Raw genomic sequence first — 13,662 nt, 5'->3', positions numbered from 1 at the left:
CCCTCGGCGCCGAGAACGTCACCGGCGTCTGGCTCCCCTACCACGACGCCGGCGGCCGCGACGACGCCCGGGCCGTCGTCGAGCGCTTCGGCATTAATTTCAAAGAGATATCCATAACGCCGATGGTGGACGCGTACCTGGACCAGGCGGGCGAGGTGGACGACGTGCGGCGCGGCAACGTGTGCGCCCGCGCGCGGATGGTCATACTCTTCGACCGGTCCAAAGAAGCGAACGCGATGGTAATGGGGACCGGCAACAAGACCGAGCTCCTGCTGGGCTACTTCACGCTCTTCGGCGACGCGGCCTGCTCCATCGCGCCGCTGGCGGATTTGTATAAAGGGCAGGTGTACCTCCTGGCGGAGGCGCTGGGCGTCCCCGAGCGGGTTATCCGGAAGACGCCCTCCGCCGGCCTTTGGCCCGGGCAGACGGACGAGGGCGAGATGGGCATCTCGTACTTCCAGGTCGACCGGTACCTGTACTACCTGGTCGAGAAGGGCGAGAAGCCGATGAAGCTGTTGGAGCGCGGCTTCGACGCCGACTTCCAGCGGCACGTCGTCGGCCTACTAAACCGCAACCTCTTCAAGCGCAAGGTGCCTATAATCGCCTCCGTCACCGGCAAGACGATTAGTAAGCCGATAACCTTACCGGGGATATTTTAACAGGGAGGCACGGGAATGTTGTCCTTCGTGGACGAAAGCGGGAAATTCCACCCGGCGAGCCCGTCGAGGTACGCAGTATTGGCGGCGGTGAGTTTAGAAAACCACCGGGCGAGAGATTTTCATTGTGAGATATTCCGTTTTAAACGGGGTTTGTGTAAAGTTTTATATGAAGAATTCGGCGGGTTCAAACCTTATGGAATACCCCGAGATTTTGCTCTTTATAAAAAGGGACGGGACATTAGGTTCGGAAGCGATCTTCCCGGCGACGCCGAAGCCGAGGGTAAATACGCTAAGATACCCGGTCATAAGATACCGCCGACTATATCGGATACGTCGGATTTCGAATTGAAGGGGAGAGAATTACTTAGTAGTGATATGATTGCGAAATGCCCCGTCGTAGTAGAAGAGATTATTAAACTATTTAGGATAGTCGAATATTACCACTGTAAGATTTTCGCAAGTATATCGACGAGACCCGGCGGGGCGGTCGATGACCACCGACTTTCGATATGGTATCAGAGGTTAATCGAACGCGTTAACCTGATGTGCGAAGAAATATCGAGGAACGAGGCCGGGATATTGGTATTCGACGAAACGGATAGGGCTAGTGACATTAAGACGTTGAATAATTTTTGGAGGTATACGTTAGGGCACGAAATTGGCAAGCAATGGCACAATATCCAAACGGTATTATTCGCCGATTCATCCTGCACCCCGGGCATCGAATTAGCGGATATAGTTGCTTATATCTAAACGCCGAAAGGCAAGGTAGAAACGATATACGGGCCCTTTACGACGAAGCCCGGCGGCTCTGCTGGGAAAGCGGTAACCCCGAAACCCCGCCGCACCTTAAGTACGGAATCAGGATATTCGATGCCGCACCCGAAGATTAAAAAACCCCGCCGAGGCGGGGAAATAAAAAGGGAATCGGCAGGTTTTACCCACGCGGCTTTCTAGGGAAAGCACCGATTCCGATAAATTCTAACATAATATTTGAAGCAGTCAAGTAAAAAATGCCCGGCAAACTCCTACTAATCGCGACGCCGATAGGCAACCTGGGCGACGTCAGCGCCCGGGCGCGGGAGGCCCTCGCGTCCGCCGACGTCGTCGCCTGCGAGGATACGCGCCGCACCGCCAAACTGCTCGCCCACCTCGGCCTTCAGAAGAGCCTGTTAATATACGCGGAGCACAACGAGGCCGCGGCCGCGGCTAAAACCCTGACGCGCCTCAAACGCAACGAAACGGTCGCGCTCGTCACCGACGGCGGCACGCCGCTGCTGGCCGACCCGGGGTACGTAATACTGCACAAAGCGCTCGCGGCAGCGGTCGCGGTGGACTTCGTACCCGGGCCGTCTGCCGTACACGCCGCCCTCGCGTTGAGCGGCCTGCCGCCGTACCCGTACGCGTTCCTCGGCTACCTGCCGCGGCGGCGCGCCGAGCGGCGGACCTTCCTCGAGCGCTACCGGGCGCTGCCGGTAACGCTCGTCGTCTTCGCGACGCCGCACCGTTTGGCCGCGGAGCTGGCCGACGCGCGCGACGTGTGGGGCGACCGCGACGCGGCGTTGGCGCGCGAGCTGACGAAGGTCCACCAGGAGGTAATCCGCGGCACGTTGAGCTCGATAGCCGACGTCGCACGCTCGAGGCAGCTTAAGGGAGAGATGACGCTGGTGGTCGCGGCGGCGGCCAAAGCGCCGGACCCGGCCTCCGCCGTCAAACTCGCGCGCGCGCTCGCGGCGGAGGGGTTGTCGGCGACCCGCGCGGCTGCGGTAGCGGCGCGCACGTTCAACGTATCCAAGCGCGCCGTATATAAAGAACTGGCCCGGGGGTAGGGCGCGGCGGCGTTTGAGGTTGAAACGAAACGTCGCGTATGTTAGACTTAAACTCTTTAAAATTTGCCGGAGACCGGCCGCTTTATGTTTCTATTATTATGGTTCGAGCGGTTCGGGCGGGTAATTATATACCTGCTCGAGGACATCGGCGGCACGACGATACTATTCGTTAAGGCCGTCGGCTACGCCTTTAAGCGGCCTTTCAAGCCGGCGCGTATAATCGAACAGATGGTCCGGATCGGCGTCGACTCCGTGCCGGTGGTAATACTGACGGCTGTCTTCACCGGCATGGTCCTGGCGCTGCAGGCCACCTATCAAATAGCGAAGTTCGGCGCCGACATATACATCGGCGGCATCGTCGGCATCTCGATGACGCGCGAGCTGGGGCCGGTGCTCACGGGGCTAATGGTCTCGGGGCGGGTGGGGGCCGCCATCGCCGCGGAGATCGGGACGATGAAGGTCACCGAGCAGGTGGACGCGTTGGAGACGCTCGCCACCAACCCCGTTCAGTACCTGGTAATGCCGCGCGTCGTCGCCGCCCTCATTATGTTACCAACGCTCACCGCGTTGGCGGACTTCGTCGGCATCGCCGGCGGCTACGCCATATCGACGACGACGCTCGGCATAAACCCCAGCGTCTATATCGAAAAGATGAACCAACTGGTCCACGTGAGCGACCTCCTAATCGGCCTTTTAAAAACCGTCGTCTTCGGCGGGATAATTTCCATCGTCGGTTGCAACCAGGGCTTCAAGGCCCAGGGCGGCGCGGAGGGCGTGGGCCGCGCGACCACGATATCGGTCGTCACTTCCTGCATACTAATCCTGTTGTCCGACGTGTTCCTGACAGGCCTCTTCGTGGGCAGCAACTATTAACGGAAAACGGTCAATCGCAGCCCGATAACGTGCGTGATAATAAGGCTCTCGTCGCTGGGCGACGTATTATTGGCGTTACCGGCGCTGGGCCCGGTGGCGAAGGCGACGGGGGCGTCGCTGGCGTTCGTAACGCGGCAGGAGTGGGCGCCGCTCGCGGCGCGTCACCCCGCGGTGGACGTCGTCGCGACGATGCCGAGCCGGGGCGAAAAGGCCGAGGGCGCCGTTAACGAGCTGATACGCCGGCTGAACGAAGAAATAAAGCCGGACATAATATTGGACTGGCACGGCGTGCCGCTGGCGCGGTACGTCGCGAGCCACGTCAGCGCGTACGAGAAGTTCAGGTATCCCAAACACGCCGTCCGGCGTTGGCTCCTGGCGGCGCTCGGCATAGACCTCTTACCCAAACCGACGCCAAGGGTACCGGAGCTATACGCGCGCGCCGCGGCGAAGTGGGGGGTGAAGGGCCCGGACTGGTCGTTCCGGCTGGCGGAAGACGAGGCCGCGGCCGAAAAGCTCCGCCGGGACGGCCTGACGCCCGGTAGAGTGGCGCTCGCGCCGGCGGCACGCCACGCCGCCAAGGCCTGGCCCGCCGCGCACTGGCGCGAGCTGGCGCAGGCCCTCGCAGCCGAGGGGCACGGCCTCTTACTCCTGGGGGACGAAACCGAAAGGCCGCTGTGCGAAGAGGTCGCCGCGGGAATAGACGGCGCCGTCAACCTCGCGGGCCGGGTCGCCGTCGGCGAATTACCGGAAGCCCTTCGGGGCGCGGCGCTGCTCGTCGGCAACGACTCGGCGCTGAACCACCTCGCGCCGCTGGTGGACGTGCCGTGCCTGGCCCTCTTCGGCCCCACGTCGCCGCGGTTCGGGTTCGCGCCGTGGGGAACGCGCGACCGGACGATATACCTCGAGCTGCGGTGCAGCCCGTGCAGCAAACACGGCCGCCGGCCTTGCTGGCGCGCGCGGCGCCGTTGTATGGAGGATATCCAACCGGCGGCGGTGGCCGCGGCGGCGCGCGAGATGCTGGGGGCGGTATGAAGGACGGGCCCCGGGTGCTCGTTATCCAAACGGCGTTCCTGGGCGACGTCGTTTTAACAACGCCGTTGTTCCGGGCGTTGAAAGGGCTCTGGCCCGACTCGCACCTGGCGGCGCTGGTGATACCGGAGACGGCGCCCGTCTTGGAGCAGCTGCCGGCGCTGGACGAAATAATAGTCCACGACAAACGGGCCGGCGGCCCGGGCGAGCTCGGGAGGGTAATAAAAGAGGTACGCGCGAGGGAGTGCGACGTCGTCGTGTCGCCGCATCGCTCCGCGCGCTCGAGCCTGATAGCCTGGACGTCGGGCGCGCCGCGGCGCGTAGGCTACCGCGAGAACGCGCTGTCGTTCCTGTATACGGAACGCGTCCCCAGGCCGCTCGAGCGTCACGAAGCGGGGCGGATACTCGCGCTGGCGGAGGCGATGGGGAGCCGCGACGCGGACCCCGGGCCGACGCTGGCCCTCGGCGACGACGAGCGGGAGGCGGCCCGCGCGGCCGCGCGTGCCAGGCCGTACGTCGTGATATCGCCGTCGTCGGCCTGGCCCACGAAGCGGTGGACGGCCGAAGGGTTCGCCGCGGTAGGCGACTACTTGGCGGCGCGCGGCTACGGCGTCGTAATAACGGGGGGCCCGGGCGAAGGCGACGAGGCGGCCGCTACGGCCGAGGCCATGGAGGCGCCCGCCGTCAACCTGGCCGCGAAGACGACGGCGCGCGAGCTGGCCGCGCTCGTGGCGGAGGCGGCGCTGGTGGTATCCAACGACAGCGCGCCGGTGCACGTCGCCTCGGCGTTCGACACGCCCACCGTGGCGGTGTTCGGCGCCACGGTCCCGGCGCAGGGGTTCGCGCCGCTGGCCGGCCGGTCGGCGGCGGCCGAGGTTCCGGATTTGCCCTGCCGGCCGTGCGGCGACCACGGCGGCCGTACGTGTCCGGAAAAACATTTTCGTTGTATGGTGGACCTCTCGCCGGCCGACGTCATCCGCGCCGTCAACGCGGTTATGAGCTAACGAGGCCGGTTCGAAAAGGAGGTAACGTTTGCCCAAGAGGACTTATCAACCGTCGCGGCGCCGCCGCGGCCGCGTTCACGGTTTCCGGCGGCGTATGGCCAAGCCGGGCGGCCGTCGCGTCGTGCGTCGGCGCCGGGCGAAGGGGCGCAAGCGCCTAACGGTATGACGCGGCCTTGGCCGGTAACGACGAACGAGGCTTCCGCTTCCCGCGGGCCGTGCGTATGCGGCGCCGGCGGGACTTCGCGCGCACCATCCGCGACGGCCGGACCGTCGCCCGGGAGGCGTTCGTCATCCACTGCCTTCCGGTCCCCGGCGAGGGGAGGTTGCTGGGCGTAGTATGCGGCCGGCGCGTGGGGAAGGCCGTGGTGCGGAACCGCGTAAAGCGGCGCCTCCGCGAGATCTTCCGGACCCACCCGGAACACTTCCGGGACGGCTTCTGGTTCGTCGCGGTGGCCAGGCCGCCGATAGCCGGCGAAAACTTCAAGACGTTGGAGGAAGACGTCGTCGCGGCGCTGGCGGAGCTGACCCGCGGCAAGCATGAACAAGTTAAAGAGAGCGATTGACGCGGCCGCAAAGGCGTTCATCGTCGCCTTCGTTCGCGCGTACCAGCTCGCGGTGGGGCCGCTGATGCCGATGAGCTGCCGCTTCGAGCCGTCGTGCTCGAGGTACGCGCTGGAGGCCGTCCGCAAGCACGGGCCGTGGCGCGGGTCCGCGCTCGCGGCGTTGCGCGTAATCCGCTGCAACCCCCTTAACGCCGGCGGTTACGACCCGGTGCCGTAGCTCGAGCCGAGGTACAATATGAAACTTTCGGGCCAACAACGCATGATCCTGGCGCTCTTCGTCGCCGCGGCGGTGATGTTCATTTACTCCACCTTCTTCGGCCCCAAACGAGAAAAAAAGGAAGCGCCCGAGCAACCGGCCCCGGCCGAGACCGTCGCGAAAACGCCGCCGGAAACGGCCGCCCCCGGAACGGCCGCCCCCGAGACGACCGCCGCCGAGACGGCCGTCGCCGAAACCGCCGCTCCCCCGGCCACGACGGAGAAGCCCGCCCCCGCCGCGCCCGCCAAGGTGCCCGAACGCGTCAAGACCGGCGCCCGCGCCGTCGTAACGACGCCGTTGTACGTCGCGACCTTCGAAGACGCCGGCCTCGTTCGCCTGGAACTCGCCCAATATCCTCCCGACGAGGACCAACTCCTATTCGCGCGTTTGGATGAGGCCGGGGCGCCGCCGTACGCGCCCCTGGTCGAAGCGAGCGAGAACGCCCGTTGGGAGGTTGACCGCACGACGTTGAACGTCGGCGCCGGCAAAACCGGCAAGCTCGTGTTCAAACTGGTGGACGGCGAGCGCGTAGCCGCCCGCGCCGAGTACGTCTTCCGCGGCGACGACTACGAAGTGGCCGCTAACGTCGTCGCCGCCGAGGAGGACAAACCGGTGACGCTGTCGACGGGCTCGTTCGTCAAGGCCGAGGAAGACCCCAAAGAAGTGGGTGAAATCTCGGTCGACGCGCTGGTCGATACCAAGAAAATCCGCGACAAGCTCTCCGGCAAGGACGAGGTCAAAAACTACCGCGGCGACATCCCGTGGGCCGCCCTGCGCAGCAAGTACTTCATCATCGCCGCCGTCGCGCCCCAGGGCGAGGAGCTGACGGTGACGCGCGCCAAGAACGACACCCTCGCCGGCACGTACCTCCTCAAGCGCGGCGGCGACTACAAGATCTATTTCGGCCCCAAGGGGTACGACCGGCTGAAGGAATTCAAGGTCGGCCTGGAGCGAACGGTCGACCTCGGCTGGTCCATCATCGGCGTCATCGCCGCGCTGATGCTCCGCCTGATGATCCTACTCAACGGTGTCGTCCACAACTACGGCGTGACGATAATCGTATTCTCATTTATTATCAAATTGCTAACGTACTGGCCCACCGCGATCCAGCTGAAATCCTCGCAGCGGATGCAGGAGATCCAGCCCATCCTCAAGCAGCTCCGCGAGCAATACAAGAGCGACCCGCAGCGTCTGAACGCCGAGACGATGGCGCTGTACAAGAAGTACAAAATCAGCCCGTTCGGCGGCTGCCTCCCCCTCGTGCTCCAAATCCCCATCTTCTGGGGGATGTTCAACGCCCTGCGCAACGCCATCGAGCTCAAGGGGGCGCCGTTCCTCTTCTGGATAACGGACCTCTCTCAACCCGACGTCTTGTTCGAGTTGCCGTTCACCATCCCGCTGGTCAACATCGGCTCCGTCAACATGCTGCCCATAATAATGGGCGTCACCTGGGTCCTGCAGAACAAGTTCACCATGCCGGGCAAGGGCGGCGTTAAGTCCGAGCAGCAGAAGCTCATGGCGTGGCTGCCGGTCGTCTTCACCTTGCTCTTCTACAATTGGCCGTCGGGGCTCGTGCTCTACTGGACCACCAACCAGCTGTTCACTATGGGCCAGATGTTCATAATGCGGAAGTCTATGCGGCCACTGGAGGCCAACGACTAAATGCGTACCGTCGAAGTGGAAGGGAATTCGCGCGTGGACGCGACCCGCCGGGCCCTCGAGATCCTGGGCGCCGACGTGGACGACGTCAAGGTCGAGGTTCTACGCGAAGAGCCGCGCGGCATACTGGGCTTTTTGGGGTTCAAGCACGTCACGGTCCGCGTCACCCTCGTCGAGGAGAACGTCCTGGAGGAAGCCGCGGAAATCATCAACCGCATCGTGTCCTTCTTGCCGGTGCCGGTCGAAGCCCGCGTCGAGATGCACAAGCACGGCGTTCAGCTCGAGCTCGCGGGCCACGAGCTGCGCCAGTTCCAGAAAGAGGACGACATAGCGGACGCGCTGGCCCACATCCTCGAGCTCATCATAAACCGCCGCGCCAAGAATAATATTACCGTCAAGGCCTCCTTCGCCGAGGACAAGCTCTCGCGCGAAGAGGAGCTGCGGCGGCTGGCGCGCGTTACCGCCGACCGGGTGGTTTTGCACCGGAAGGAGGAGGCGCTCGCCCCCATGACGCCCCGCGACCGGCGTACGGTCCACATGACGCTCGAGCGCGACGACCGCGTCGTGACCGAGAGCGCGGGCAACGGCAACAAGCGCCACGTCGTCGTCCACCCCGCCGCGACCAGGCGCAAACGGCCGCCCGAGGCCGCCGGCAAGCCCAAGGCCGAACGCCGCGCCCGGCCGCCGAGCAAGCCGCGCGCCCGACCGTCCGAACCCGAAAAGGCCGGCGCCAAACGCTCCAAGAGCCCGCGCCGCCGCCGCCGCGGCAAACCCAAGGGCGGCGGCCCGGACAAAAAACAACCGCCCTCCTAACGGGCGGCGAGCCGATATTATTTAAAATCGTATCCCGCCGGCGACGGCGGGATATCTGTCTGAATATAAGTGTATAGAAATCCGTAAGTGTTCCGGGACGGCGACACCATAGCCGCCGTAGCGACGCCCCCCGGCCGGGGCGCGCTGGCCGTAATACGCCTCAGCGGCCCGGCCACGCGCGCCATAGCCGACAAGGTATTCCGCGCCCGGGCCGCCGCCGCCCCCCGCGTCGCCCGCGTCGGCGAGCTGGTCCACCCCGCCACCGCCGACCTCGTCGACCGCGCCGTCCTCGTCCTCTACGCCGCGCCCAACTCCTACACCGGCGAGGATATGGCCGAGCTCACCACCCACGCCGGCCCGGCCGTGCTGGAGGCCGCGCTGGAGGCGCTGTACGCCGCCGGCGCCCGCGCCGCCGAACCGGGCGAGTTCACCTGGCGCGCCGTCGGCAACGACAAGCTCGAGCTGACCGCGGCGCAGGCCGTGGCCGACCTGGCCGACGCGCGCACCGCCGAGGCTCGAGCCGACGCCCTCCGCCGCCTGGCGGGCGAGCTATCCGATAAAATCAACGCCGTGCGCGAGCGCGTCCTCTCCGCCCGGGCCCTGCTCGAGGCCGCGCTGGAGTTCGAGCAGGACGTCTCGAGCGAAAAGGTCCTGACGATGGTGGCCGCCGCGGAGGCCGGCGCCCGGGAGCTCGTCGCCGCGAGCCGGGACCGCGCCGCGCTGGTGGAGGGCCTCACCGTCGCCATCGCAGGCCGCCGTAATGTCGGCAAGTCCACCCTCTTCAACCGCCTGCTGGGCGAGGAGCGCGCGATCGTGACGCCCCAAGCCGGCACCACCACCGACCGCATCGACGCGCCGTACATCGCCGGCGGCATCCTCTTCCGCCTCTCCGACGGCGCGGGCCTGGACGCGAAGGGCTGCGACGAAGTCGAACAGGAGGGCATTCGCCGCGCCCGGGCGTTCGTGGAGGAGGCGGCGTACGTGATATGGCTGGACGACGGCTCGCGGCCGCCGCCGCGTAAGTACCCGATGGTCGCGCCCGAGAAGCTCGTCCACGTCGTGAACAAGTGCGACCTGCCGCTGGCGGCGGGGTGGCCGCAGGCGCTAAGCCGGAAGGGCCGCTTCACGATATCGGCCAAGACGGGCCGCGGCGTCGACAAGGTGGTGGCGGAGCTGGTCCGCCGCTCGAGCGCGCGGGACGCTCGAGCCGAGGAGGGGCCGGCTAAACTGTCGCTCTCCGCTCGAGAACGTCGATTACTGGAAGAGGCGGCCGACGCCCTGTACCGCGCCGGCGAGCACCTCGCCTCGAGCGGTATTGAGGAGTTGGGGGCGGAGGAGCTGCGTTTGGCCTCCGACGCCCTCGGCCGCATCGTCGGCGCCATCGATATAGACGAGATCTACGGCGAGATATTCAGGCGGTTCTGTATTGGGAAGTGAAGGAGGAGAGATGGACGGAAAAAACTGTTGGTGCGGAAGGGACGCGGAAACAAAAGAAGGAGATTGTATTTTCCATGCGTCTATAGATAAAAAGAAACCTAAGGATTTTTGGGAAAGATTCGAAATATACTTCGAAGAAACACTTGAGGAATACGAGGAAGCGGAAACCAAAGCCGTTATATTATTCGATTGTTCGTATTTCGTATTCCCACCTTTCGGAGAATGGAAATTTCCCAAAGAAATACCTTTTCATATTGTTTTTACTAACGCCGTATTCTACGGCGATGCGGAATTCGCGGGGATCGAGTTTAAAGGGCAAGCCTTATTCGTTGAAACACAATTCCACCCGTGTCCGGAATTCCTTCTAATAAAAATGTATACCACGATGGGTACGTTCGAATACCCAGGCTTCGCGAATTTTAGCGGGTCGTTATTTTCCTTAAAAGCGAATTTCGCGGATTCGAAGTTTTTTTGTGTAGCGGATTTTCGAAAGGGGCGGTTCTTGGCCGAGGTTAATTTTAGGGGGGCCGAATTCCATGAAAACGCGGATTTCAAGTTGAGGGTTTTCGAAGGTGAAACGAATTTCAACTTCGCGGAATTTGAGAGAGGTGTTTATTTCAACGGTTCGTCGTTCACGAAAAAAGTTGAATTCGGTAAGGCGGTATTTAAACGGGAAACTTTTTTCTCCGGGTCGGAATTTAGAAATAAAGGAGTTTTCGCGGGGACTGAATTCTACGACTATATATATCTTGAACAAGTAGTAAAGGAATTCGAACGCGACGCGGATGGGAATATAGTTAAAGTCGGAGGGGGCTCGAAAAAAGTTAAAGATGGTGAAGCGTGCATAGATTTCGTCTATAACCGTTTCTTTGATAAAGCTAAAGTTTATACTTATAAAACGTCGGTAAGGAAATGGCGCTTTGAAGGCACTTACGCTATAAAGGACCCGGGTATTTTCGGATTCGAGGAAACAGTTTGGAAAACCGAAGGAGATAAAAGAAAAACCGTCTACGAAGAAGAGCTTATCGGCTCCGAAGATATTACGTACGAAAGGGTCGGGGAAATCTACCGTTTATTACGGTTAAATTTCGAATCCCGGCTTGCTTATGAAAAAGCATCAGATTTCCATGTTGGTCAAATGGAGATGTTGCTTTTAGACTCGGACGTTCCGTTATCGAAAAAAGTATTCCTTTTGGCCTATCGGTTAATAAGTAATTACGGGGAAAGCGTTTTGCTGCCCCTCTTTTGGTTAATCTACTTCGCCGCGATATTCGCGTGTTTTTGGTCCTACTTAGGTTTCTACCCCGAAGTCGGGGGACCAAAGTGCTACGATTTTTACGCCGCAATACTCCATACGATGAAAACCTATTTCACGTTACCATCCGGTGATGTTCCGGTAACCGAATTCCTAATGGGCATCGCTCAGCGGCTAGTCGGGGGTACTTTCATTACGTTCGCGATCTTAGCCTTAAAGCGAGCTTTCAAACGTTAGAGAAGTGCCGTCGGGTGTTACCACCCGACGGCCCTCAAGCGGCAGGTGGTAACACCCGCCGCCACTAAAAGACGCCTGCCACCACCCAGGGGTTAAGGACGGCCCCGGCAGGCGGGAACGCCTACCCCACACCAGGTGGTAACACCTGCCGCCACCCGGGGATTAAGGAGTGCGTCAGTTTGTAAAAACTGACGCCACATATAGGGATTATGTGGACTTACCCCCAAACGTACGACGTCATCGTGGTGGGCGGCGGCCACGCCGGCGTCGAGGCCGCCCGGGCCGCGGCCGCGATGGCCTGCCGGACGCTGCTCCTCACCGGCCGCTTCGACACCATAGGGTTGATGTCCTGCAACCCCGCCGTCGGCGGCGTCGGCAAGGGCCCCCTCGTCAAGGAGGTCCACGCCCTCGGCGGCGCGATTGGCCTGCTGGCGGACGCCGCGGCGGTCCAGGGCCGGACGTTGAACCGCTCCCGGGGCCCGGCGGTCCGGGGGACCCGCCTCCAGTGCGACCGCGACGAATATCGCCGGCGGGCCCGGGGCCTATTGGAAAAAACGGCCCACCTCGAGCTCCGCCAGGCGACGGTTACGGCCATAGCCGCGGGCGACTCGCGCGTCGAGGGGGTAATCGCCGGCGACGTCTTCTTCCCCGCCCCGGGCGTAGTCCTCACGCCCGGGACGTTCCTTAATGGCCTGCTGCATTTCGGCATGCGCCGGGAGGAGGGAGGCCGCGTCGGCGAACCGCCGGCGGCGGGCCTATCGGATTCGCTGCGGGAGCTCGGTATGGATATCGGCCGCCTCAAGACCGGCACGCCGCCCCGCGTCAAGGCGAGCTCGGTGGACCTAAACAAGACGCAGGTCCAATATGGCGACGAACCGTGTCCGGCGTTCACGAAGCCCTATTTAAAAATTAAACAGCTCCCCTGCTACGTAACGTACACCAACGAGCGGACGGCGAAGCTGCTGACGGACAACCTCGAGCGCTCGCCGCTGTTCCGGAAGGTCATCGTCGGCGCCGGGCCGCGGTATTGCCCGTCCATTGAGGATAAGGTGGTGCGCTTCGGCCGCGAGCGCCACCAGCTCTTCCTCGAGCCCGAGGGCCGCCGCCTCGACGAGTTCTACGTAAATGGCTTCGCGACCAGCATGCCGGTGGACGTGCAGGAGGCGGCGCTGCGAACGGTCGCCGGCCTGGAGGACGTCTGGATGACGCGCGCCGGCTACGCCGTGGAGTACGACTTCGTCCCGCCGCGCCAGCTCGAGGCGACGCTGGAGGCCAAGGCCGTCCCGGGCCTCTACTGCGCGGGGCAGATAAACGGCACCTCCGGCTACGAAGAGGCCGCGGCGCAGGGGCTGGTCGCCGGCATAAATGCCGCGCTCGCTTGCCGCGGCGACGAGCCGTTCGCGCTCCGCCGCGACGAGGCGTACATAGGCGTCCTGGTCGACGACCTCATCACGAAGGAGCACGTCGAGCCGTACCGCATGTTCACCGCCCGGGCGGAGTATCGCCTGCGCCTCCGCGAGGACAACGCCGACGACCGCCTCCTGGAGTACGGGTATCGGTTCGGCCTGGTCAAAGCGGCGCGGCGCCGGGCGCTGGCCCGATTCCGGGAGGAAGTCGCTACGCTACGTAAGACGTTGGAAGAGCGGAAGGTGGGCGAGGGCGCAAGCCGCAAGGCCGCGGCGGAGATGCTCAAGCGCCCCGAGATTTCTCTGGAATATTTAGCCGAAGAATTGCCCGAACTTGCGGCCTTCGGCGAGGCGGCGCGGGCCCGCGTCGAGACGGATATCAAATACGAGGGGTACGTCCGGCGGCAGGAGGACGAGGCCGCGGCGCTCGCGGCCTACGAGGAAGCGGCGCTCCCGGAAACGCTCGACTACTACCGCTTTACGGGCCTCTCGAAAGAGGCGCGGGAGACGCTCGAGCGCGTCCGGCCGGCGACGCTCGCCCGGGCGTCGCGGCTGCAGGGCGTCACGCCCGCGGATTTGATAATCCTGCTGCGATATATTAAGGGAAAACGCGGTTGACAGGCCGCGCGGCCGGAGTTAATA

The 13,662-nt window shown here is 63.3% G+C and carries 14 protein-coding genes; all 14 read left to right on the top strand.

Annotation, left to right across the window (positions count from 1 at the left end; all coding sequences use genetic code 11):
• The coding region (gene nadE / locus VMX79_11780) for an NAD(+) synthase (GenBank protein HUV87777.1) at positions 1–659 on the top strand (659 nt) is incomplete at its 5' end.
• A gap of 15 nt (positions 660–674) precedes the next feature.
• Positions 675–1,412, top strand: a complete 738-nt coding sequence (locus tag VMX79_11775; protein HUV87776.1) for a DUF3800 domain-containing protein — start codon at positions 675–677, stop codon at positions 1,410–1,412.
• A gap of 260 nt (positions 1,413–1,672) precedes the next feature.
• The gene (gene rsmI, locus VMX79_11770; GenBank protein HUV87775.1) at positions 1,673–2,488 is read left to right on the top strand and encodes a 16S rRNA (cytidine(1402)-2'-O)-methyltransferase; all 816 of its coding nucleotides are present in this window, start codon (positions 1,673–1,675) and stop codon (positions 2,486–2,488) included.
• 84 nt (positions 2,489–2,572) lie between these two features.
• Positions 2,573–3,361, top strand: coding sequence for an ABC transporter permease (locus tag VMX79_11765; protein ID HUV87774.1), 789 nt, complete (start codon positions 2,573–2,575; stop codon positions 3,359–3,361).
• Positions 3,362–3,394: 33 nt separating this feature from the next.
• Complete coding sequence (locus VMX79_11760; protein HUV87773.1) at positions 3,395–4,393, top strand: glycosyltransferase family 9 protein; 999 nt, start codon at positions 3,395–3,397, stop codon at positions 4,391–4,393.
• Entirely contained in the window at positions 4,390–5,394 is a 1,005-nt protein-coding gene (locus VMX79_11755; protein ID HUV87772.1) for a glycosyltransferase family 9 protein, read from the top strand. Before VMX79_11760 ends, VMX79_11755 begins: the two co-directional genes overlap by 4 nt.
• 28 nt (positions 5,395–5,422) lie before the next feature.
• A complete protein-coding gene (gene rpmH / locus VMX79_11750; protein ID HUV87771.1) occupies positions 5,423–5,560 on the top strand; it encodes a 50S ribosomal protein L34 in 138 nt (45 codons plus the stop codon).
• A gap of 49 nt (positions 5,561–5,609) precedes the next feature.
• Positions 5,610–5,957 carry a ribonuclease P protein component gene (gene rnpA / locus VMX79_11745; protein HUV87770.1) on the top strand — a complete coding sequence of 116 codons (348 nt, stop codon included), beginning with the start codon at positions 5,610–5,612 and terminating at the stop codon, positions 5,955–5,957.
• The gene (gene yidD / locus VMX79_11740) at positions 5,932–6,174 is read left to right on the top strand and encodes a membrane protein insertion efficiency factor YidD (GenBank protein HUV87769.1); all 243 of its coding nucleotides are present in this window, start codon (positions 5,932–5,934) and stop codon (positions 6,172–6,174) included. Before rnpA ends, yidD begins: the two co-directional genes overlap by 26 nt.
• 18 nt (positions 6,175–6,192) lie before the next feature.
• A complete protein-coding gene (yidC, locus tag VMX79_11735; GenBank protein HUV87768.1) occupies positions 6,193–7,875 on the top strand; it encodes a membrane protein insertase YidC in 1,683 nt (560 codons plus the stop codon).
• A complete protein-coding gene (locus VMX79_11730) occupies positions 7,876–8,685 on the top strand; it encodes a R3H domain-containing nucleic acid-binding protein (GenBank protein HUV87767.1) in 810 nt (269 codons plus the stop codon). It begins immediately after the preceding gene.
• Positions 8,686–8,772: 87 nt separating this feature from the next.
• A complete protein-coding gene (locus tag VMX79_11725) occupies positions 8,773–10,122 on the top strand; it encodes a tRNA modification GTPase (protein HUV87766.1) in 1,350 nt (449 codons plus the stop codon).
• On the top strand, positions 10,112–11,614 hold the full coding sequence (locus tag VMX79_11720; GenBank protein HUV87765.1) for a hypothetical protein: 1,503 nt from the start codon (positions 10,112–10,114) through the stop codon (positions 11,612–11,614). The genes VMX79_11725 and VMX79_11720 overlap by 11 nt, the downstream gene beginning before the upstream one ends.
• A 209-nt stretch (positions 11,615–11,823) precedes the next feature.
• Positions 11,824–13,638: a tRNA uridine-5-carboxymethylaminomethyl(34) synthesis enzyme MnmG gene (mnmG, locus tag VMX79_11715; GenBank protein ID HUV87764.1), complete on the top strand. Its 1,815-nt coding sequence runs from the start codon at positions 11,824–11,826 to the stop codon at positions 13,636–13,638.
• Positions 13,639–13,662 lie beyond the last annotated feature (24 nt).

The organism is bacterium, from assembly GCA_035529855.1.
Classification (GTDB): domain Bacteria; phylum RBG-13-66-14; class B26-G2; order WVWN01; family WVWN01; genus WVWN01.
The sequence above is the reverse complement of the archived record's forward strand: the minus strand, read 5'-3'. Positions and strand labels throughout refer to the sequence as shown.